This window comes from Marinagarivorans sp. (assembly GCF_982758155.1).
Map to the genome: position 1 here is coordinate 1 of NZ_CEXWTU010000056.1, position 23,697 is coordinate 23,697.

The window sequence follows — 23,697 nt, forward strand, 5'->3', positions numbered from 1 at the left end:
GCGGCCCAGAAAATGATCAATTTGCCGGCCTATTTGAGCATGGCTGAATAGTTACGTATTTTTTAGCTCCACCGATTTTATGGGCAGTAGATTATGAGTTGTCAGGCAGATATCACAATTGTGGGCGGCGGAATGACTGGGGCCGTATTGGCATTAGCGCTGGCTCAAGAAACAACATGGGATATAGCACTTGTGGATGCCGGTGCTACAGAGGGGCATGTTAGCGACAGTCTTATTCTGGGTAGTCGTGTTGTGGCCTTGAATGAAGCCTCTATTGATTGGCTTGATACATTGGGTGTTTGGGGTGCGCTTAAATCCACGCATTATTGTCCGTATCAAAAAATGGCGGTGTGGGATGGCGAGGGTACCGGCGAGGTCGTATTTGATGCTGCTGCAGAACATCAAGAGCAGCTAGGCTCTATAGTTGAGAATAGCCACCTTATTGCTGAGCTTTGGTGTGCACTGCGGGCAACGGGTCGGGTTCATGTGGTAACGGCTGATGCCGTGAATGAGGTTGTTTTTGCCGAGGGTGGGGAAAGGCATAGTCTTTTGCTGGACTCGGGTGCGAGGATTAAAACGACCTTGATAGTCGCAGCCGATGGCGCTGAATCTTTTATTCGAAAAGAAGCTGGATTAAATGTCGATGAAAAAGATTATGGGCACAGTGCGCTTGTGGCCACAGTTGAAACCGAACTTGCGCATAACGGAGTGGCGCTGCAGCGTTTTGCGCAATCGGGCCCCTTGGCATTTCTGCCACTGCCATCGGTTGACGGTAAGCACTTCAGTGCCATCGTTTGGTCTCAACAGCAGGTTATTGCTCAGGAGCTTCACGATTTAGGCGATGTCGATTTTGCGTTAAAGCTTGAGCAGGCCATCGAACGGCGTTTGGGGCGCGTGCTGGCAGTGCATCACCGTGGCATGCACCCGCTTAAAGAGCGTCATGCGCAAAACTATTATCGCGACGGCCTTGTTTTAATTGGCGATGCAGCCCATACGTTGCACCCTCTTGCTGGGCAAGGGGTGAACTTAGGTTTTGCGGATGCTAAGGCATTAGTTGCGGAGTTACAGCGTGCACAAACGCGAGGCCTCGCACTCACCGAGCCGAGCCTACTGGCCCGTTATCAGCGCCAGCGCCGAGTGCACAATGCAACGGCTATAAAAGCGATGTCTGGGTTTAAGTTATTATTTGAAGCTACAAATCCGATGGTAGGTTTGTTGAGAAATGAAGGCATGCGCTTGTTTAATCAAATGCCTTGGCTGAAGCGGCAAGCGATAAAGCTGGCCAGGGGCAGCCTTTAGTTAAGAGGCCGGCATTACTATATGGTGCCGGTCCTCTGTTTTTATAGATAATTATAAGCCCCAATATAATTAATAAATGTAATGGGTGTGTGGCGCCGCCCAAAATAGTTGTACCTTCCGAACTGGCCGCGCTCGACGAGGTGGTGTTTGAGCTGGAGCTACTGCTATTTAAGCTTGAAGTACTGCTGCTTGAGTCGGCACTACTAAAGCTATCTTTTAACTCAAGCCAATTCAGGTTAAAAATGCCGCCGGTCTCACCTGAGAATACAAGGCGTAAAGCGTAATCACCAGCAGGAAGGTTAACTGGTGAAGATAAGGTTTGCCAATTTTGCCAGCCACCTGTACCTGTAATATTAGCCGTTGTGATTTCATTACCATTCGCCGATACCGTAATTGTACCGCCGTTGGTATTACTTGCTACGCGCCAGACCATGGTATTTTCGCCAGTTCCACTGATCGAAACATCGTACTCAACCCAATCACCATCATCAATGTAACCAATAAAGCTGCCTCCGTTACTGTAGGCAGCATCTTCAACTTGTTAAGCCATTTTGGCGATGAAAATCTTCGGCTTGAATAAGTCCTGGAAGTTTGAAGGGCTTGGCGGGCTCCACAGGGATTGGTTTTGTGTTTGTATCCCAGAGGTAGTCTTTCGCTTGCGCGTCAGGAATTAAAATTTCACGAATATGTTTGTTGACGTCCACCTCTTGCCAATCATGCCAATCCAGCCACGACTGATTTAAACGTTCAAGTGTTTGCGAGTTTTGCACCTCTCCATAAAAACGCTTTGTATAATCTGCATGCCCATCGTAACGCCACTCAGTGCAAATAATGGTGTAGTCCGAATTGTAGAGGTTTTCGAAGTTTTGGACTTCTGACTCGATAGGACCGCTTCCTTCGCCGTAAAAATGATACCCAACGGCAGTATTGCTCCAGTCAACCCAGTCGTATGCATCGGCAATGCCTTTCATGTCCAGCGTGAATGAGTGAAACGAAAACATGATAACTCTGCGATCTGGTGCATCACGCCGGACCTGCTCATAGGTGCGGCGCATTGCTGACTGGAAATGGTCCGATAAATATTTATCTTTCGACCATGCTTGCTCATTATTGATTTCATAAATAACAAGGTCGTTATCTTTATAGCGCGGCGCAACTTTTTGCCAAAACTCTTCCATGCGGCCAAAGCCATTTGTTTTTTGGTACTCGGCAACATTATGGTAATTAATGATGACATTCATGCCCGTTTGATTTGCATTCGCTACGGCTTGATCGAGGTAGGTAAGCATCTCATCGACACTCCAATACACATTCCAGTTAGGATCCATTTCAACAAATGGGTCAATCCAGGCAACACGAATAGTATTTAAGCCTAAGGATTTTGCTTCTTGCCATTTTACAATATCAATGGTTGATGAAACCGAGGGGTTATTGGATCCAGGCTGGTAAGGCTTGCCAATCACCATCGCTGTGCCGCGTATTGTTTGTCCGTTACGATCAAGTAACGGCGTCGATGCCATAACGCTTTCGCTAAGCGAAAGCGTTATGGCCAAGGCTGACGCAATGTAACTCACGCACAATTTAATAATTTTCATAGTACATCTCGTGTAACGATTAAGGCTTGGTACTCTTAGCGGTAATATCAGTAGCGATAACACGGCTAACTATAATATCGATTTTGTGTCTCTTTAAATGCTTCATTTAGTCATTATCGCTGAGTTTGAGTGGAGTATAAAAAGCTTGAAATATGTCGCGTGACTGCACTACGTTAAAATAGGTAATGTCCCTCTACCATTATCCATCAAACCAAATTGCTGAACATCTCTTTGTCCAAAGGCATGACAAATCGTAGTGAGTAATCGACAGTGGGTTTCCCCACGCAGGTCAAGAAACTGACCTGTATCCACGCTGCCGCCTAAACCACCAAAGGCTACATAGGGCATGGGTTCTCTGCCGTGGTTATTACCCAGTGAAACCTCTGATCCGAGTATTACTAAAGAGTTATCGAGCATGGTGCCATTGCCCTCAGGGGTTTCATCCAAACGCTTGAGTAGCGAGGCAATTTGCTCCATATACCAGCGGGTGCCTCTTTCGTAGTCACGAAAGCCTGGGGTGCCAAGGGGGCTGTGTGATAAATTATGATGGCCTTCGTTAATGGGTTGGCCATTATCACCCGTTAGCCAGTTAAAGCGGGTATTGTTGATTGCAACGGAAAATTGCAGGCTTGCAAAACGTGTAATGTCACACTTTAGCGAGGCCACCATCATGTCGATCATCAGTGGAGAGATAATGGGCATGTTATCGTTTTCGTCCGGTGCGATAATATTAGGCCTTTCTGGTAGGTCGCAGGCTCCAGATGTACTTGCGTTGTTGCGTATTTCAACCGAGCGTACCGCATCAAGGTGAGACTCTATTTTTTGTTGATCACTGGCACTAACTCTATTTCGTATTCGGTTTAGGTCTTTGGTTAATTTATCCAGTACGCTTTTACGTTGTTCTCGTAGTGCCATTAACTCGGGGGATTCACCATTAGCACCCGAAAAAATACGATCAAACATTTTTATCGGTTCGCGTTCCGGCGCTAAAGGTGTAATTGGGCCGGCATAGATATTTCGGGAATTACCCTGCATTTCTTTTCGGCTCGCAACCCCAAACTGCAAACTTGAAAAGGGCGTAGTAGGATTTAAGCGATTGACCAGAAATTGATCTACCGAAATGCCAGCAGACAACCCCTCTTTAGGACCGCCAGGAAACTCTCTGGAGCCTGCGCCGGTCCACATCGTATTCATGCCGCCAAAGTGGTTATCGCCTTCGGAGCGTAAATGAAAAAGATTATCAAAAACAATCATCTTGTTTTTAAAGGGCTGGAAAGCAGCATGCATTGTGCTGTTAAGATTGAAATTCTTTCCGCTACCGGTAGGCTTCCAAGAATCGCGTAGCATGCCATGGTTGTAACTGCACAGTATTAAACGTTTAGGCGCAGCAGCTTGCGCGTTAGCGACTTCTGCTTCAAGTAGCGGTAGAAAGGGCGCGAAAGAAGCGGCCAGTCCTAGTTTTTTTAAAATATCCCTTCGAGACTGTGGTGTTTTAATTCTTTTCTCTTCTGGGAGTATTTGTCGAGCAATAGTGCGGTCAGTTAAGTTTTTAGAGCGCATTAGTTCACCTCACGATTATTGTTCGTGGCTTTTTTAAATAAGTCGGATTCAACGATTTCACGCATTAATAAAGATAAGTCGCCGCCTGAATTTATAAGGCGTGTTGTAATATCCTCTACGGTACAACTTTCTCTTTTATCAATACCTCGACTTAACGCAAAAGTGAGCCAGTTTTCGACAAAGCAGGTTTGAACTTGGTGGCTTTGCGCTAAGCGCTCAGAAAGCTCGAGTGGGCCAACAAACTCACCGTTAATGTCTGTACCAATTAAAGACCCCGAAAGATCTAGATCAATGCCGTTTTCTGTTGTTCTAAGTGCGCCCACGGCATCAAAGTTATCCAACGGAAATCCAAGCGGATCCATTAGTGCATGGCAGCTGGCGCAAGCGGGATTAACAGAGTGAGCCGAAAACCGTTCGCGAGTTGTTGCATTAGGGTCGGGTTCTGGTTCGACATCCGCTACGGTTGGTGGGGGCGGTGGAAGCTCTTGGCAAAGTAAGCGCTCGCGCACAAACTGGCCTCGTTGAACGGGCGAGCTTTGGCTGGCATGGGCAAAAACGGCCATGACACTAGGCTGAGTTAATAGGCCGGAGCGCTCGTCTCGAGGGAGAGCTGTCGGGTTTTGACCGTCGCTACTCACGCCATAAATATTGAGCAGTTCTGGGTGGTTTGTGTAGGTAAACCCTCCTGGGCTGAAAAGATCTGCAAAACGAGACTCTGAACGACTGTAGATATCAGTAACAAAATCCAGCGTATCACGTCGCATGGCGTTACTGAGCTCGGCGGAAAAGTTAGGGAAAATGCTACGCGTTTTCTCGAGGCTTTCAATATTATCAATACCCAGCCATTGGGCGTAAAAGCTGCTCACGCTGTCAAGATAATTAGGGTGAGACAGTAATCGATCGACTTGCGCTTGATATACATCGGGGTTTGATAATTGGCCCGCTTTTGCTAAGTCGAGTAATACGCTGTCAGGTGTAAGATTCCACAAAAAGAACGATAAGCGGGTTGCGAGCTCGTAGTCGTTTAGATCGACTGTTGCACCGTTTAGGTAGGCCCCCAAGCTGCTATTGCCTTCGGCGCGATAAAGAAAATTGGGTGATTGCAGCATGTAAGCCACTAGACCGGCTACGGCGCCTTCTGTGCTGGATGCTGCTTTGAGCTCTGCATGTAACTCGCCGAGTTCGGTTTTTTCTTCAGCGCTGATGGGGCGGCGATACACCTGCAATGCAAGGTCGTCAATGTAGCGGCTTATGCAGGCTTCTGGGGTTCCAGATACGGGTTGAATGCGGATACCAGATATTGTCGGATCCGACACAACGGGGATAAATGATAAGTCTAATACACCATCGCTGACCTCGACATTAAAGATTTCGTTGTGCCCCGCGTTAGCGCCAACAGTGTTGAAAATGTCAAGATTATTCACAACGGCGTTATTTTCTGCGTGAACATTAAATATACGCTTGCCAGCGCCACCAACGTCACCGCCAATATAATAAATCTCGGCAAAGTGAAGAGTGATTTTATACGTGCCCGACGCTATGGGTACGGCATAGGAAAATTCAGCATTATGCCAGCGAGTTGTATTGTACAGTTCTTTAGCTGATGTGCCCTTAATGGGGACATCGACACTATATACATTACTGGTAGAAAAATATTTGTCAGGGATATAGTAATTTTGGCCTGGATCATAGTACTCGCCCCCGCCCGCGTTAATGTACAGTTTGTCACAACTTTTAGCGGCGAGGTCACTCTTGGCGAATTCTTTGCCTACATACTCAGCGGCTAGCATATATTGTTCAAAGGGGGCTTCACCTAAAGGCAATGCAATATTACCTTTAAATAGATCGGATATTCTCTCGTCTCCTGGCAGTGTAATGTTTGATGCTGAAAGCTCGACATTAAAAATATCTTTAACTGTATTGGCATATTGGGTAGAGCTTAAGCGTTGTAACGGTGTGCCTCCCACAGTCGAGACGCTGCAGTTAATGGGCTCGGGTAAGCGTTCCTCAACAAGCGTAAAGACTATTTTGTCGATGTTAACGGCCTGGCCAGAGTCAAGGCTCGCAATAATGTTGATAAGCGGGCGGGTGATGGTGAACTCTTTCTCGGCCTGAGAAAATGTTGAATTAAAATTACCTGAATTCAGGTTTGAAAAAGCGATGGTTTCGCCATTACTCTCAATATCTAAGTCACGATTTTCACCGCTGGCATAATGGACGACCATCGAATATCGGCCGGGAATAGCAAAGTTGATTTGATAAAACCCAATTTTGTTATCAAAACCGATATTCTCAACAAAATTAATGCCGTTGGTAGATACTGCGCGAATATGGCTCCCATCATTCGATTCAATCTTGCCTTCGAGTACGCCGTTCTCAGCCTCTAGGGTAACTGTATGTGCTTTGGGTGGCGGCAATCCATCGAACCCGTCGAAGTTTGCAAAGATATATTTGGCAATTTCTGATGCACAGCCTGCGTCACAACTGGTGGCGTTGGAGAAGGGCATGTCATCTCTTATTTTAGCGTGTAACAAGTCAGAGCTTGCACAGCTATCACAGCGCTCCGCTATTAAGGCATCGCCAGAGGTTACAGAATTTCCGGATGAGTCACCATGGCAAGCAAGGCAATGTTGATCGTAGAGCTTTTGGCCTTCGCTAATGATAAGGGGAATAGCGCAGCCGTTTGTATCGACTTTTACACCAACAGGGGTGTCATTACATAAATCTAAGGTATTAATGACGCCATCCATATCACTGTCTAGCTCTTCGATGCCATCTTGGTCAAGCCCTCCGCAGGATAATAAAGTCAAACATACAGCACCTAAAATAAATGCTTTAATTTTCTTGTTAACGTTTTTCATGAGCATCCACTTGATGAGCTTGGTGTTTTAGCGTCGCTTGTAAATCATATCCGCCACACCTGGTTATCAGAATATACAAAGAAAATATATAAATCTCACTGCTATATTTATTTTCATTTTAAGTAGAGAAGTATTATTTTCGGGTAATAAAACATCAATAAATTAATACTCAAAGTGACAATAAGATTACCCTATGACGGGTTAGTCTTTTTTTAATTGGGCTTAGTATACTGCTGGGATTTTTTTGAGTTGGGCCCGGATTACGGTATGGCTCGTTTTTGGAGGGTTCATAATAATAGGGGAAAATATAGGCCCTTAATCGCTAGACATGCCAAGGGCTAATGAAAAATGGGCGATAATTTTCGATCTGATGAGATTTGATTTTTGTGAACAAAAGCGCATTTCCTCAATGAGGCCTTAGGGGTATTGTGGCACTCAATTTAGCTAAATCGACTTAAATCTTTCGGTATGACAGTGAGGCTTAGTCGATCTCTTTTCATAAGCTGTCGTTGACGTAACCGATTTGGGGGGGAGTTGGTCGGTATAGGGCTCTGTAATTAATACTTGCCGTAAGGTTTGAGAGGGAAGATGGGTTCTGCTATTAACTGAAACATGGTCGTGTTTATTTTTGGCCGTTAGGGGGGGCGATAATGATAGCGAGGTGGCCCCTCAGTTAGGCGAACTATCCGTGTTGGTATTGTCTGCTCGACAATAAGTGACTACTGATCGTAAACCCTTGTGAAGGGAATATTTTTGGAGTGTTAAATCCGCATTCGCTCCATCTTTTTTCGGTTCATTTTTAGTTTTATGTCCCAATGCTGTAAGTATTTCAACAAAGCTCTCTGGGACTTTTATCACAAATTTACAATCAATTTTATTCTCGAACCATTATTTAATTTCACCGCATCCCTCTATTTGCGGTGCTTGTAGGGGTGCATATTATTCCCTGCACGATATGGGGCCCCATAAGCTGATGTGTCAAAATGTGGTTCTAACTGAGCTTTGTTTATATCGGTACTATTTATTGCCTGAAGCAGCGCTTCGTGTCACTGGGCATGACTTCTATGTTGAGAAAAGACGAAAGGTTCTTCAGTAGAAAGTAACCATTCAATCCTTTGTATTGGTTTTTTAATTAATATCACTTTGGACCGAGGAAATACTATGAACTGGAGGGAAAGCTATTCAATAGCCCGCCATGTAAAGTTTGTGACTCTGGCGCTGTTAGCGCTATTGACCGGATGTGGGGGTGACCCAATTACAGACCTACCTGTTAGCTCGTCCTTATCGAGTTTGAGTAGCTCTTCATTTTCAACTTCTACGAGTAGTGTTTTTTCCTCAAGCTCCAGCGGAAATAGTATGTCTGGGCCCGCATTTGAACGTGGTAAGGCGATTTATCATGACCCAGTTCAAAAGTGCGCCACGTGTCATGGCGTTAATGGCGGCGGCGGTATTAGCGGCCCCATTAATGTTGGTGCAGCTTGCGAGAATACTGACTGTAGCGATGCTTCTGCATTGACGGCCTACATCAGTGCCAGCATGCCTTTGGGCGATACCGGAATCTGTGTGGATGAGCCAGGCTCTACCTGCGCAAGCGACGTATCGGCGTATATCGTTGGTGCGTTCAATACCGGTGAAATAGACAATAACGATGCCGATGGCGACGGTGTACTAGATGGCGTTGATCAGTGCCCCAATACGCTAGCTGAAGACATTGCCTCAATTGATAGCACGGGTTGTAAAGCAGCGGGGACGACGCCGGTACCGACGGTTATATTTGCAGTGAATGCTGGCGGCGCGGCGTATACGGCAAAAGACGGCACGCAATACGGGGCAGATGCAGATCAGTATCACACGGCTTCGGGCCAGAGCGGTGATGTTAATACCGCTGTTGCAGGTACGGACGATGATGTGCTTTATGCGACTGAGCGTTTCGCGTCTACCGGTACGGCGGGCTTTGAGTATAAAATTCCACTAGTGAATGACAGCTACTCTGTGGAACTGCATTTTGCTGAGGTTTTCTTTACGGAGGCCGCAAAGCGCCAGTTTGATGTGAGTATCGAAGGTCAGCTCAAAATCAATGATCTCGATACCTTTGTTGCTGCCGGAGGCAACCTTGTTGCCCATACCTTGACGTTTGACGATATCGTTGTTGCTGATGGTGAGTTAACGATTAATTTTGTGTCCGTAATTGAAAACGCACAGGTGTCCGCAATTAAGGTCGTGGGTAATATCGGCGACAGTGATAATGACGGTGTTAGTAACCTTACCGATAACTGTCCTGGCACCTTGCCTGATGCGGTTGTTAATGCCAATGGTTGCAGTACTGCTCAGTTAGATAAAGATAATGACGGCATTCCAATTCCTCGGGACATTTGCCCTAATACTGCTGCCGAGCAAGTGCTGGATGTTGCGAGTAACGGATGTTCGTCTCAAGAGTTGGCGTTAGAGTGTAATGCCGATAATTTAGCGCGTCCGATTATTCGTCGCCTTAATGTGCGAGAGTATCAAAATACGGTACGCGAGCTATTTGGCCGAAATAATTTGAGTGCCGAAGGCTTGCCTGCGGATACTCGAAATAGCTGGAATTTTGATAATGATGGCTCTGAATTACGCTTCCTAAGTGATAGTGCTCAAGCATATTTGCGCGTGGCCGAAGCCGTTGCAGCGGATGTTTTTGCTGGAGGATCGCCATTTGCGAACTTGTGTCAAAACGTTAATGCTTCAGGCTGTGCTAATGCAGTTGCTGATGATTACCTACCACGTGTTTTCCGTCGGCCAATCAGTGAATTGAATAGCGAACGTGAGCGCTTTATTCAGCTTATGTTGTCGGAATCCAATGCGGCGCAAGGGGCGGAAAAAGCGGTTACAGCAAGTTTAATGTCGCCATCATTTTTGTTGATTCGCACAGATGAGTCGCAAACATTGGGTGATATTCATCGGCTTACACCCTACGAGCTTGCCGAGCGATTATCGTACTTCCTTTGGTCTTCTATGCCGGATGCTGAATTATTTCGCGTCGCGCAAAACGGCACGTTAACGCAGTCTGCTGCTTTGTTAGCGCAAGCACAGCGGATGATGGCGGACGCTAAACATTCCACATTTGCGACAACATTTTCGGCTCAGTGGCTCGCTTACGAGAAATTACCGAAAGAAATTCGCAGTAATTTTGGTAATGACTATAACGAGCAGCGTATGAATGACATGCTTGCGGAAACCAACCAATTTGTTGGTCATGTTTACAATAACAATTTACCGCCGAGTGAATTTATATTAGCCGATTACAGCTTCTTAACGCCCGATCTTGCGCAGCATTATGGCGCGACAGGTAATCCCGATAGCGAAGGGAAAACGGCGCTGCCAGAGGGGCGCCGCGGCATTCTTACTCAAGGTTCGATTCTTACTATTACCGGAGCAAACGGCGAAACCAACCCAATACAGCGTGGGGTTTATGTTGCGGATCACATTTTATGTACGCCATTACCGGATCCTCCTGCGGATATACCAACCTTGGATGATGTGGACCCGAACCTGTCCATTGCTGAGCGTCTAGCGGCGCATCGTACCAACCGAACGTGTGCAGCATGCCACGATATTATTGATCCGTTGGGTATGGGCTTAGAAAACTTCAACAGTATTGGCCAGTGGCGAACAACGTATGAAGAAGGTGATAGCGTCGAGTCCAGTGGTGTTATGCCTAGCGGCATTGCCTACAGTGGCCCAGCTGATTATGTCGATGCACTCAATGGCGATAAATTATTAGGTGCATGTTTTACCGAGAGAGTGGCGGCCTATGCCATCGGTGCTACGCACATTCGCTCGGGTTGTTTTTCCGATGCATTATCATCGACAGCCAAAATAGAGGCGTCTGGCACGCGCGACATTGTCCTGCAATTGATTAACAGTGATTTGTTTCGCGCACAAGCGAAGCAGGGAGATTCACAATGAAAAAATTGAAACTCAGTAGACGTCATGTACTTCGCGGTTTTGGTACTGCAATGGCACTTCCATTGCTTGAGGGTATGACCGATAGCACGGGTAAAGCATTCGCCGCCGACGGTGATCATCGTACACTATTGTATTATATGCCCAACGGCACATGGCAAGATCAGCGGGGTAAGCTTGCGAGCATCTTTAATGAAAAGCTTGACCCTATTCGCGATTACGTCTCAATTGTTGAGGATGTTTCGTTTAATGGTTTGGTCCGCGAAAACAACCATTATAAATTACCTTCAACCATCTATCGTGAAAAAGTAGGCGGCGGCGGTAATAATATTGATTCGGCAAGTTTTGATAATGTTATTGCCGATGCCCGCTTTGCAGACCTTCCGTATAAATCGGTGTCAATCAATTTACACCCATCCGATTATGTCCCGGGTGGTCATAGTAAGTTTGAGGCTAGCCACTTTTCGTATTTTGATAACGGCACCGCCAATAAAGCGTATAGCAACCCCAAAGAATTATTTGACTTGATATTCTCGGGTAGTAATCCGGTGGATAATAATCAAAATATTGGTGAGCGTGACGCTTACCAAAAGAGCATTCTTGATTACGTCGTTGCAGAGGCTAATCAGTTAAATGCAAAGCTGGGCGCTGAGGATCGCGCGCGTTTAGATGGTTACCTAACAAGTGTAAGGGAGCTAGAAGGGCGCTTGGGGCAGATTGGTCCTGCATGTGATTCTAGGGCGGCTGTTCCTGGTGGGCACCCGAGTTACCCGCCAACAGGAAATGGCGACTACCGTGAGCGATTGGGCTTGATGCAAGATATTATCGTGAAAGCCTTTCAGTGTAATATCACGGGAGTGTCGACATTTGCCTTGGGCGGTGAGCTGTGTAAAACCCAGCATACTTGGCTTGGCTTAGAGGGAATTGATAGCTGGCATGGTAACTCCCATTACACCGACAGTGGCTTTGATGGAAACCTGGCAACAGGCACGCGCGTCCAAAATATTAAGAAAATCATTTCGTGGCACTACGAGCAATTTACGGTATTTATGCAAAAGATGCAGGCTGTAACCGATCCGATGGGCGGTAATTTGTTGGACAATACTGCCGTGGCTTTTACCTCGGGCATGTCCCACGGTAATTCCCATACAACCAGCCAAATACCGATGGTGATTGCTGGTAAGGCCGGAGGGCTTTTGAAGCCCGGCGTTACGACCAATATTGGTAATAATTCCGGAGCAAATGTCTGGCTGACCTTAATGAATCTTTACGGTTTAAATCGTGGTAGTTGGGGTAACAGTAGCGGTGAAGTTGGAGATATAAAAAGTTAATAGCTGGATGAGTTCAACTCAGTGGTTATATTATTTTAATTAAAAAAAGATACTTTTTTAACTTACCCGCAAACAGCTTTTCATTCGTAAAAAGCTGTTTGCGGCCCGAAAGTTTCGCGACCACGCGCTGTAAAAATTCAAATTTTTTTACCCTCTTCGGATTAACTCTCTGTTTCTCCTGTAGCGCCTGTTGTGGCAAGTTTCAGCGAGTAACTTTAGGGGTTTAGGTTATTGTCAGCTTTATTTTTCTAATTGGCTCGGCGAGTCATTGATAAATGGATCACAAATACAGTAACAAATTTGAGACCTAATATTAATCGGGCCTTTCTAAAACCCTGCTGTGACGGTGGCTTCAGGGATTCATATTATTCATTGCACTATGTGGGCTCCCATAAGCTGATCCGTCAAAATGTGGTACTAATCGTATATTACTTGTAGGGGTACTATTGATTAAGCCTGAAGCAGCGTTTCGTGTGATCGGGCATAAATTAGTATGTTCCAAAAGACGAGAGGCTCTCTAATGAGGCACAATTTATCTTTTAAAAAGTTGTATATTATTTTTCTAAGTTTCAGCTTATTCGCATGCGCAGGGCAAGATGGTAGTAGCTCTTCGTCTTCAAATAGTTCCAGCTCATTACCGGGCTCTTCTGGTTCACTATCAAGCAGTTCTTTATCGAGTAGTCCACCTTCAAGCTCTTTACCCAGTAGTTCCTCTTCTAGCGGCATAGTGCTTCAGGGTTGCAGTGCGGAAATTGAAGCGGGAGAAGATACTTGGGGGGCGAAGTGCGTTGTTTGCCATGGCACACCGCGTGATGGAACAGAGATTTGGTCCGGTGGCCTAGGATCAATTAATTTATACGACAGTGATAATAACGGTTTCAAAAATCGTGACGGTGCACAAATAAACCAGTCACTTACAAATTTTATAAGCGACTGGATGCCAAATAAAGACGCCGCAAGCGTAAGCGACGACGAGGCCGATAATCTTGCTGCGTATGTAACGCATGAAGTCAACACCGATAAGGGGTGGTGCCCCGGCGATGAGTGGCCAGGTAGTCGATCGACTAATGGTTCATCCAGCTCTGCAGGTGATCTCGTTGGCGGCAGTGAAAAAGGCAAGCAGTATTACAATACACATTGCTTTGATTGTCATGGTGAACGTGGCGATGGCATCCACAAGCTGAATACCGCGAATATTAGCGCAACAACCGTTGTTAGCTTTATCGATGCCAACATGCCAGTGCTTAATCCACAAAATTGCGCTGGCGAATGTGCCGTCGAGGTGGCCAAGCACGTATTGACCTTCCCTGCATTAGCGCGGCCCGAACTTGATTGGGATATTCATAGTGAAGGTAGCCCCTCTAGGATTCGTAAGCTTTCTCAAAAACAGTTGGCCACCATGATGGAGTCACTTACGGGTATCGAGGTTGATATTAGTAAACTACCTGTTGATGCCCGCATTAAAGGTGAGACATTACTGCGCACGGCAGGTTTTGGCTACAACAAACAAGAAATCTCAAAACTTGATGTCTACTTTTATGAGTTCGCCAAAAACGCCGCCAATAGTGTGCGCAGTAATAGTGGCTGTAATCAAAGCGGTCAGGGGCAAAAAGATTGCCTTAATGGTTGGGCAAAAACCTTCATGTCGTCGGCTTATAACCGTAATTTAACTTCGGCCGAGAATGACGTCATAGGCTCAATTACCAACATTGCTGGCGAAAGTAATGATGATAATCAAGTCGTTGCTGAAATTTTATACTTCACTTTCAGTAGTCCATCGTTTTTATACTTTAGCCAACTCGGTGAAGACAATGCTAGCGGCATTAAGCGAAACCTTACGAATACACAAATCGCCGAGCGCCTGAGTTTGTTTTTAACCAACATGAAACCAGATGCACAATTACAGCAAGCGGCGGCTTCGGGTGCTTTGTCAAATTCTGCAGCGCGTGTACAGCATTTTGAGCGCCTGTGGAATAGTGATGCGGGCCGTAAAGCGCAATTTAATTTTATTCTAGACTGGGTCGGTGCCTCGGAATCTAAAGCGGGTTCAAAAGATGTCACGGTTATGGCCGACTTACCCGATGATTTTCCGAGTACGATTCAAAATAGCGCCATGTCGATGGTCTCGGGTGTATTGGGCTCTGACAATCCAACATTGAGTAATTTGTTAACTACAACAAATTACCTTAATGATGATTCCGTGCGCATGATTACCCAAGATAAAACCTTTGATGCTGGTGGCCCAATGATACCTGCCGACCAATGCAATACGACACAACAATGTAAGACTCTCTTCGGTGATACCGCAAACGACTGTTCCAATAGCGCCTCGGCGATGAGTGTTTGCATGTGTGGCAACCAGCGTTGCGATGTCGCATTCCCTAGTGGTGATGGTAGCAGCGAAACTCGTCAATTTGGTGATACAGCACTTACCTCTCGCCAAGGGTTATTGATGCATCCCTACGTGATTGCCGCACTGACTAAGACTGCAGGAGAGTCGCCGTTTAAAATTGGCATTGATATTAAGCAAACCTTGTTATGCGACGCTGTAAAAGAGCCGCCGGCCGGCGCTACGGAGCAAGCACTACAAGAAGCACCGGCTGGCAGCAGCCAAATAGAGGAGCTTCGCTACAAAACTAATGCCGGCACAGTCTGTTTGTCATGCCATTTACTCTTTAACGATATTGGTTTTGCCTTTATGCCTTTTGACCCGCTTGGTCGCTGGCAAAAAGAGGACTCCAATCTGATGGTGGAGTGGAATGATTTAGATGGCGACATTCCCACCTGGCGTCATGAAAAAGTCGTGTTTGACTCGCCGGCGGATCTTGCACAAATCTTTGCTACCGACCCGCAAGTTTTAGGCTGTTTGTCTCAAGCAACGGTTGAGTGGGCCCTTGGTCGTCAGTTGATCGCGCAAGACAGAGACTTTGCAATATCGGTCAACCAAACAGCAAAAAATACGGATGGCAATATTTACGAAATTTTTAAAGCCATTGTTTCTTCACCTGAATTTACGCAGGTGTTCACTGCGGAGGCTAACTAATGATTCTGCTAAAAAAACGCACACCGCTTACGCGTCGCAATGTCTTAAAAAATACAGCGGCGCTTGCCATCGCGGCACCCGCCTTCCGTATGATCGAAGATGTGCATGCGCAAGGTTCATCCCCCGCACGCATGATTAATTATTTTTCGTGTAACGGCCCAATGAATGAGTCGGGCCCTGCTAATTATGGTAACGACCGAACGAATGGCGACTTTCAGCTTAGTGATTGGTGGAAAGCCCTTGAAGTTCATAAGGATGTGGGAACATTTATTTCCCACTTAGCGCCGACAAACTCAGGCCCAGCGTCAATGATTGGGCACAGTGCTGGTGGGCAACAGTTTGATGGATTTTATGCGGATAACTATTCGGTTGACGGCCCCACGATTCATCATTTAATCGGCCAGTTTTTGGCTGCCGAAGGTCGCGCAGGTAAAGAACAATCTGTTGTTTGGGGGCTAGACGGCGGTAAGGGCGTGGGTCGCCATCCCTTTTCCACGGCACGTAACCGCGCGATTAACCCTGAAACCAACCCTCGCGATGCCTGGGCGCAGATATTTGCGGGCTTCACTGCGCCCAATGCAAACCCTGCCCAAATAGCGCTAGCTAAAGAACAAATGCAGCGTAAACAAAGCATGCTTGATGCGGTTAAGGATGATTGTAATCGCCTTAAAAATGCCTTGGGTAGCGAAGGCATGCAGGTGTTAGATGATCACTGTTCAAAAATACGGGAAATCGAGCTGAACATTCTAGATCAACTCGACAGTAACGCTCCGGTTGGCGGAAGCTGCGCGCGAATTGATCAGCCCGACGATACCGGTGATGTTAGCCGTAAGGCAACGCTCTTTAACGACCTTATTGTTGCGGTACTTTCTTGTGAGCTTACTCATGTTGTCGCTTTCCAAACAGCGGCGGCGGGTGGGCATATTAAAGTACCAGGTGCGAGCCGCGGCCATCACGCGTATACCCACGACGGTAATTCAAACACTAAATACAATGCGCTTAAATCCTGTCAGAATTTTTATTCGAATCAAATGGTCGATCTGGTAACAAAGCTTAAAAACACCAATGATGTTTTTGGTAAGCCGCTGATTGAATCCACCGCGGTTCTATGGAAATCAGAATTAGGGGGCTATACCAACGAAGGTAATATTCACCCTGAAAGTGGAATACCCGAGATGATATTTGGTGGTGGCTCTAAGTTTGCGCACAATAAATATATTCGCGGTGCTTCAGAAAATAGTGGTCGTGGCGGGCAGCAATTTGTCGAAGCCGGAAAGCAGGCAGCCCAAACCTTATTGGCCATGAAACACCATATGGGCATGATGGAGAATGAAGTTGGCGCACGAAAAAATCTAGAGGTGTGGGATAAGCTTTATTCTTAAGTTGAATTTGCAATATAAATTCATAATTTAAAAGGAGTTGTAAGGGCGGTGAACGGCTAGTGTGGCGTGCTAAATAGTTTATTTAGGGCGCCATAAAAATGCACTTTTTACGCGATGGCCGCGTCACCGTTTTTATTATACTTATCTGTAATTGCTTTCCGATCTTGTCTTCCTCTACGCATTAATCTAATAACGTATATCCCTATGCGCATGCAATGCCTAATGCGGGGTTTTCTGTCCCTATATGTAATTCTAATAATCTCCCCCTTGCAGATCCCTTCGCCTAACTTGATGATTTTAGTTGAGAGGCCGGTTTTTAAAGGTCTGCTGGTGCTTGCTTTACGTTGCTTGGGCTTGTGGGGTAGTTAAGGTGGGATTGAGTGTTGTCGTAGCTCACATTACTCAAGTTGAGGTTGGCCCATCTTGCTTTCAGGCATTATTAGAACCTTATTGTCTTAGCGAATAAATTAACAGTGAGTGCGCTATCAATCACAAAATTCAACATTACCTTGTCTGGCGTATTAACTTAGATTTTTCCTAAAGTGTACGGCTCATGGGGGTTCTTAGGTCCCTTTTTGCGTTTTATTAATATGGGTCGTCCCAAAAATGATTGTGCCTTTATGTGGCGCTACCCCGGAGATGTTGATGCAGTAAAATCAGATCGTGTTCTAACGTGTCTTGAAAAATATTTTCAATGGGCATCTCTAATTAACTCCTCGTTGGATTAGGTCGTTTGAAAAATGACCATAACGCTGGGCCGTAGTGTTGTTTTATATGAGTAACAATTATGAGTAAATACGATAAGATCTTCTCGATAAGAGGGTGTTTCAAAATCCTTTTTTTTAGCTCACTTGGATGGCTTTCTGCTTGCGGGGGTGAAGGTATTGGCGGGTCCTCATTAAGTTCGACAGTGTCGAGTGAGGCTTCATCGGCTGTGGCAATATCTAGCGAAAATTCATCCAGTTCTTTGGTTGCCTCGAGCAGCTCAAGTGAGGCGGCCGAGCTACAAGATAATGATCTTGATGGGGTTACTGATGCTAACGACTTATGCCCAGCGACGCCAAAAATTGATATTGCGAATGGGCTTATCGATAACTGGGGTTGCTCTCCATTCCAGGTCGGAGAAAGCAATTATCGTCAAAAGGGATGTTTTGGCTGCCACGGAGATAATGGTGATGGCGGGAGGGGAGGCCCCCTAAACTTAGGTGAAAGTTGCAGAAAAACTAATTGCTCTGATGTGGCTGAATTAGCGCCTTATATCGACAGAGCTATGCCTCTTAACCCTGGAGATTGTGTTGGTGATTGTGCGACAACGTTGGCCGTTTATATTGTAAGAGAATTTAATACTAATACAGGTACCGACTCTGATAATGATGGTATTCCTTCGCCTGCGGATTTATGCCCGAGCACGCCGGCAGTCGAAGCAAGTGCTGTTTCGACGGACTCGGAATCTTTAGGTTGCTCTATCAGTGATTTGAGCGTCGATAGCGACGGCGACACCGTGCCTGATTTTTCCGATAGATGCCCTAATACTGTAGCCGGTGAAGTGGTAGGAACTAGCGGTTGTAGTTTCACTACAAGCCTAGACATGAGCCCTTTATCTTCGCCGCAAATTAGGCTGCTAAAAAATGAATATATCGCCGTTATTAAAGGTGCATTCAATGAAGATGAGTTACCGAGTGTTGTCTTGCCTAGCGATAGCGACGACGGTGTTTTCACCAATAATGCCAAAGAAGACACTGTGGCCGATTACGAGCCATTCTTGATTTCGGCTGAAAGCTATGCAACTTATTTGGCTGGTAAAATAGCACCGACGTGTGATTTTAGTGCGAATACGGCTCAGTGTGTTAGCGATAAGTTGGTGGGGCCTATGTTAGGGCTATACCGAATGGCTTCTGCCCCACCACAAGATATTGGTGAGTTAGAAGCCATTATTACCGATATGTTGGCTAAAAATGCTACGCAACAAGTTGCGGTGTCTGCAGCTATTACTCGGATGTTAGTCGACGATCGCTTTTTGTTTCGCATTGAAGTGGGTGAAACAAGCATTAGCGGTAATACGTTAAGGCTTACTGATGTAGAAATGGCTAGCCGACTTTCCTTTTTATTAACAAGCATGTCTCCAGACGAAGCGCTAAAAAATGCGACTAATGGGCTGGCTACAAACCCGAACCTAATCGTAGCGCAAGGCGAGCGTTTAATGGATACGGCGGCGTTTGATCAAGTGGCTTGGCGCTTTATGGCTGAGTGGTTAGGTGTTGAAGTGAATAAACCCCCGTCAAACCCTCTTGTTACTGTTCCGCAAGGTGACCAATGCGATACCACCGCGCAATGCAAAACCCTTTTTGGTGATAACGCCAGTGATTGTAGTAATAGCGCTTCTGCTCAAAGTGTTTGCATGTGCGGTAACCAACGCTGTGATATGGGCATAGCGCCAGCGGAGCAGGGCTTAGGGCTTGAGGAATCGATGTATGAGGAAACTAAGCGTTTTGTAGAATATGTGCTCCAAAACGATAACGTGCCTTTTAGTGAATTGTTTTCGGCAAATTACAGCTTTTTAAATAACACAATGGCTGAAGCTTATGGTCTACCTGCGCCAGCACAAGATTGGCAGCAAGTGGTATTTCCGCCCGAGTCTAAACGCGGCGGCATTCTAACGCATGCCAGTTTTTTAACGGCGCACGCATCTGGTTTGAGAGATGTAAATTGGATTTATCGTGGTAATGCGGTTTATGAGCGGCTGCTTTGTGAGCATCTGCCGCCACCACCTATTGATGCTGCAGAGACTGAAGTAGAGAGTCGTGAAACTACGGCACCGTGCTCTAACTGCCATCAATTAGTGGATCCCATTGGGCGGTTGTTTGATGTTTACGATGAAAATGGAATGTTGAGAAACGATTCGGGCGCGGGATGGGTATCTATTGGTTCTGATCTTGATGGTAGTTACACCGGTGCGCCAGACTTCGCTAGTGCGTTAAGTACTAGCCCTTCTTTAACCAGTTGCGCTGTAAAAATGTGGTATCGCTTTGCTTTAGGGCGGCTGCCCAACGTGACCGAGGTGGAAAGCTTTAACAAGACACTTAATTCACTTGAGTCCACAGGATCATTAAAGTCAATGATCAAAACCTTCTTAAGTACTGGCTCGTTTCAATCGGTCTCTACCGAAGATAATTCTCAATCGTGCCAAGCGAGGTAGTCATGAAAAACTTTCACATACCCAATAAAAATAGAAAAGTATCGGTTACACGGCGCACTTTGTTACGGCAGTCAACTTTGACGGGTGCGAGTTTAATTGCTTCTCAAGCTTTTGTTAGTCGCGCACTGGGGCAGACAAGTTGCAGCAATAAACCCAAGAGGTTATTGATATGGTATTGGCCTGAGGGTGCTGCGCAGCAGGCGTTTTGGCCGGGCAGTGGCCCAGGGGCGCTCGATATTAATATGGGGGCAACGGTAGGTTTTGGTGGCGGTGCTACACCTGCGAGCAGGGGTGATTCTATTTCCCAGTATCGCAGTAGTGAGATGGGTACTTACTGCTTACAGCCGCTTAAAGCACACGAAAAAGATATTACGCTTATTAGTGGCTTTCGAAATGATGGACCTGGCCATTCAGATCCACATCAAACCGTGGTGCAAAGCGCGCTTACGGGGGGGAACCCTAATGGTAATAGTTTGGATCAGCACCTTGGGCCTATTTTGCAAGGCAGCTCGCCTTACAGTTCTATTATTAGCTCTTGTTATGGTGAGCATACGCGCCAGGGGATTAGTACGGCTTATACTTGCCCGATCAGAATCAATGGTGGGGCGGCTAATTTATCGTGGAACCCTGTAACCACTTATAAACAAATATTTCCCGATGGTATTAATAGCACTTTAACGGGTGGGCCAAATCACGCGCTTGAATCAAGAGCTAATATTCTGAGTGCTGTTGCAAGCAGGTTGGAGGCCGTTAAATGTTTAGGCGGCATTGAAGCGCAGCTAAGGATGGAGTCGTATCTTGAATCTTTTGAAAAAATAGAAAGGACGACTGAAAGTCTTTTGGCTGAGCAGTCGGGCGGGCAACCCATTGACGTATCGGTAGATATGAATAGTGATTGGTTGAACATCAATAACAACAACAAGTATTGGCACAATAAAGATAATTTCGTAAAAATGCAGCAGATTCAAATGGATACTGCGGTAGCGGCATTTGCATTGGATCGTACGCGTGTTTCTTTTATGCAGACAAGTGCGTCTGGTATTTGGCAGGGAATCAGTGGTGATCATTATAAAACGGCGGGCATTCGAACGGAGGGCGCCGTGCAGGATCATCATCTAGGCCATGAGAATAATGGTGACAGACGTCGAGATCAGGCGCGCGTTTTTAGATGGGCCTATTCTCAACTCGATTATTTGATTCGTCGGTTAAAAGAAGTGCCTGATTCTGATGGAGGCAGTCTTTTTGATAATACCTTGATTTTAACGGCGAGTGAGTTTGGGATGTACAATCATCGCCATAATGATCTGCCCTATATGTTAATTGGAAACCCCTGCGGGAATCTTAAAAAAGGTGTTTATTTGGATGCCTATAGAAACGGACATAGAAAGCATAACGACTTGCTTTTGGGTGTTTGCCGCTTGATGGGTTACGAAGGGGATTTTGGTAATTCAGATACGCCATATACGGATATGTTTACTTAGGCATTGTATGTGTTTAATCAGCAGGCCAGCAGGCCTGCTTTTACATTGGCGTTTTTAGCCAGCCATTTCATGGGGCTCATCGCTACCGTTCAAGCTCTTATTAATCTTCCAGCTCATTAGCTGACCCTACCCTGTGGTGATCGAATACAGTCTGAAGAGGCCAATTTCGTGGGGCAGCGGCGCCACTTTAAATTAAAGCGCAATTATTGGATCTGTATTTTTTGTCTGTATGCCTATTTTGGTTATTGCTGAGTTTAAGCATATTGGGCTTAAGTAATACGCGGTAATGAATTCATAAAAAAATCCATCTACCTTTAAGTCTGATAGGTAATGTTCTAAGCTTGAATCTTATGGGCAAGAATGGAATATTTCATCCGCTAAGACTTGATTCGAGGTCCTTACCTTCGTAGCTCGAAGAGTTACACGCTAGGGTAACTCTCCCTTGCCCCTTAGGCGGCGCCAGCCTTATAAGATAAAGGAATATTCAGGTTCTTGTAGTAAGGAATCTTCATGCCGGATGCTATCCGTGCTGGATGTGTTTGGGGTGTTGGTTAAAATAATTTAGATTGCGTAGTCTATAAAGTCGTATCTGTCACGCATTATGAGGTAAGTGTTCTAACGGTTGTGTAAAAGCCAATAACCAATTGCATTAGATCTTGGGTAAAAATTGCAAAATAGAGATCTGTGAATTATTGTAATATATTGAATTATGCTGTCGAAAGTTTACAAAAAACTATGGGTTCCTCTTTTAACATCAATGATATTATCCTAGTTCTGGCATTGGCCGGATGCTTTCTGATTACAGCCTTTTCGCAGCTTATCCCCAGCCGAAGGAAGTTGGTCTCTGATCTATTAACAGCCTATTTCCTGTGTTTATTTTTCTATTTGCTGGGGCTAGAACTGCTTTGGAATAATGGTTTGTCTGATCTTAGACAGGCTGTGTCACCTCTGGTAGTGATTCTTGCTGTTACCCCTAGTTTACTTGTAGGTCCTTTTCAGTTGGCCTATTTACACTCTTATGTAAATAAAGATTTCTCTTTGCGGCGCAGGCATTGGATTCATTTGATGCCAGCGCTGCTTCTGCCGTTACTCATGTTAATTTTTGGTATGAGGAGTTCGGATCTGTTGCCAGAATTTTCTGGCGCACCAGTTGACGTGTTTATTTGGACACTGTTAAAAGCTTATCCTCTTGGGTATTCATTAGTCGGAATTTATGTGTTTATTGATAATCGAAAATTCACAAATCTAGATAGCCATAGTGAGTTCGCCATAGGGTTATGGTTGGCGACTTTAGTTTTTGGTTTCACCATCTATTGGGCTTGGGTGATGCTTGTGCATGTGTTGGGTTTACTGGGTAGCCTCGATATCAATCTGTTAAATTCTTTGGGCGCAATAGGTAACTACATTTGTTTTGCGTTGATTGTAGCGCTCCTTAATATGGCTCTTGTCTATGTCTTTAAAGTTATTAAAAAAGGCGTAAAGCAAAAGAATGTAAGTAATCCGGTTCGTGTTCCCTCTGGTTGTATCTCAAAAATTGAAGGGGCTATTTTATCGGATAAATTATATAGAAATAAAAATCTTACTTTAGACGATTTTTCAAAAGTTGTGGGGCACCCTAAGAAAGTGGTTTCAGCGGCTATTAAAGATAATTTTCAGATGAATTTTAATCAGTTCGTGAATAGATACAGAATAGCAGATGCCAAAGAAATGCTTGATTCGGTTGAGTTTCAAGAGATCACAATTGCAGAGATATATTACAAAGCTGGCTTTAATAGTAAGTCAGCCTTTCAGCGAATATTTAGAGAATCTGAGGAAATGTCGCCGTCAGAATATCGCTTACGTGTTGTTAAGGGACGAGGCAGTAATAGTTTATCCAATTAGGCGAAGAGATGGGCTTTCTTCTCGAGGCGCTTAAAGGGGTGCGAATTCGTAGGGTTTCGGCTAAGGGGGGGGCATTAAATAACTTCCCGTTTTTGAATTCCTGGGTGCACGCTTGCCTTCGTTAAA

At 45.5% G+C, this 23,697-nt stretch carries 12 protein-coding genes; 8 read left to right on the forward strand and 4 right to left on the reverse strand.

Going from position 1 to position 23,697, the window contains the following annotated elements; all coding sequences use genetic code 11:
• The first annotated feature begins 93 nt into the window (after positions 1-93).
• Positions 94-1,299, forward strand: a complete 1,206-nt coding sequence (locus AC3A8L_RS08535; protein ID WP_487961818.1) for an FAD-dependent monooxygenase — start codon at positions 94-96, stop codon at positions 1,297-1,299.
• Here the strand turns inward: AC3A8L_RS08535 and AC3A8L_RS08540 are convergent.
• From AC3A8L_RS08540 to AC3A8L_RS08555, 4 genes are all read right to left on the reverse strand, one after another.
• Positions 1,241-1,801 (reverse strand): carbohydrate-binding protein, encoded by a 561-nt coding sequence (locus AC3A8L_RS08540; protein WP_487961829.1) that lies wholly within the window; start codon positions 1,799-1,801, stop codon positions 1,241-1,243. The genes AC3A8L_RS08535 and AC3A8L_RS08540 overlap by 59 nt on opposite strands.
• 31 nt (positions 1,802-1,832) lie before the next feature.
• Positions 1,833-2,894 carry a cellulase family glycosylhydrolase gene (locus tag AC3A8L_RS08545; RefSeq protein ID WP_487961819.1) on the reverse strand — a complete coding sequence of 354 codons (1,062 nt, stop codon included), beginning with the start codon at positions 2,892-2,894 and terminating at the stop codon, positions 1,833-1,835.
• Positions 2,895-3,062: 168 nt separating this feature from the next.
• A complete protein-coding gene (locus AC3A8L_RS08550) occupies positions 3,063-4,454 on the reverse strand; it encodes a DUF1552 domain-containing protein (protein ID WP_487961820.1) in 1,392 nt (463 codons plus the stop codon).
• Positions 4,454-7,315, reverse strand: coding sequence for a DUF1588 domain-containing protein (locus AC3A8L_RS08555; RefSeq protein ID WP_487961821.1), 2,862 nt, complete (start codon positions 7,313-7,315; stop codon positions 4,454-4,456). The genes AC3A8L_RS08550 and AC3A8L_RS08555 overlap by 1 nt, the downstream gene beginning before the upstream one ends.
• 1,161 nt (positions 7,316-8,476) lie before the next feature.
• Between AC3A8L_RS08555 and AC3A8L_RS08560 the strand changes: the two genes are divergently transcribed.
• The 7 genes from AC3A8L_RS08560 (at position 8,477) to AC3A8L_RS08590 (ending at position 23,571) form a co-directional block, all read left to right on the forward strand.
• Positions 8,477-11,260 (forward strand): DUF1592 domain-containing protein, encoded by a 2,784-nt coding sequence (locus AC3A8L_RS08560; protein WP_487961822.1) that lies wholly within the window; start codon positions 8,477-8,479, stop codon positions 11,258-11,260.
• Positions 11,257-12,588, forward strand: a complete 1,332-nt coding sequence (locus AC3A8L_RS08565; RefSeq protein WP_487961823.1) for a DUF1552 domain-containing protein — start codon at positions 11,257-11,259, stop codon at positions 12,586-12,588. Before AC3A8L_RS08560 ends, AC3A8L_RS08565 begins: the two co-directional genes overlap by 4 nt.
• Before the next feature lie 520 nt (positions 12,589-13,108).
• Positions 13,109-15,631 carry a DUF1592 domain-containing protein gene (locus AC3A8L_RS08570; RefSeq protein ID WP_487961824.1) on the forward strand — a complete coding sequence of 841 codons (2,523 nt, stop codon included), beginning with the start codon at positions 13,109-13,111 and terminating at the stop codon, positions 15,629-15,631.
• Entirely contained in the window at positions 15,631-17,013 is a 1,383-nt protein-coding gene (locus tag AC3A8L_RS08575; RefSeq protein ID WP_487961825.1) for a DUF1552 domain-containing protein, read from the forward strand. The genes AC3A8L_RS08570 and AC3A8L_RS08575 overlap by 1 nt, the downstream gene beginning before the upstream one ends.
• 787 nt (positions 17,014-17,800) lie before the next feature.
• A complete protein-coding gene (locus tag AC3A8L_RS08580; RefSeq protein ID WP_487961826.1) occupies positions 17,801-20,209 on the forward strand; it encodes a DUF1592 domain-containing protein in 2,409 nt (802 codons plus the stop codon).
• 2 nt (positions 20,210-20,211) lie between these two features.
• A complete protein-coding gene (locus AC3A8L_RS08585) occupies positions 20,212-21,690 on the forward strand; it encodes a DUF1552 domain-containing protein (RefSeq protein ID WP_487961827.1) in 1,479 nt (492 codons plus the stop codon).
• Positions 21,691-22,374: 684 nt separating this feature from the next.
• Positions 22,375-23,571 carry a helix-turn-helix domain-containing protein gene (locus AC3A8L_RS08590; RefSeq protein ID WP_487961828.1) on the forward strand — a complete coding sequence of 399 codons (1,197 nt, stop codon included), beginning with the start codon at positions 22,375-22,377 and terminating at the stop codon, positions 23,569-23,571.
• Positions 23,572-23,697 lie beyond the last annotated feature (126 nt).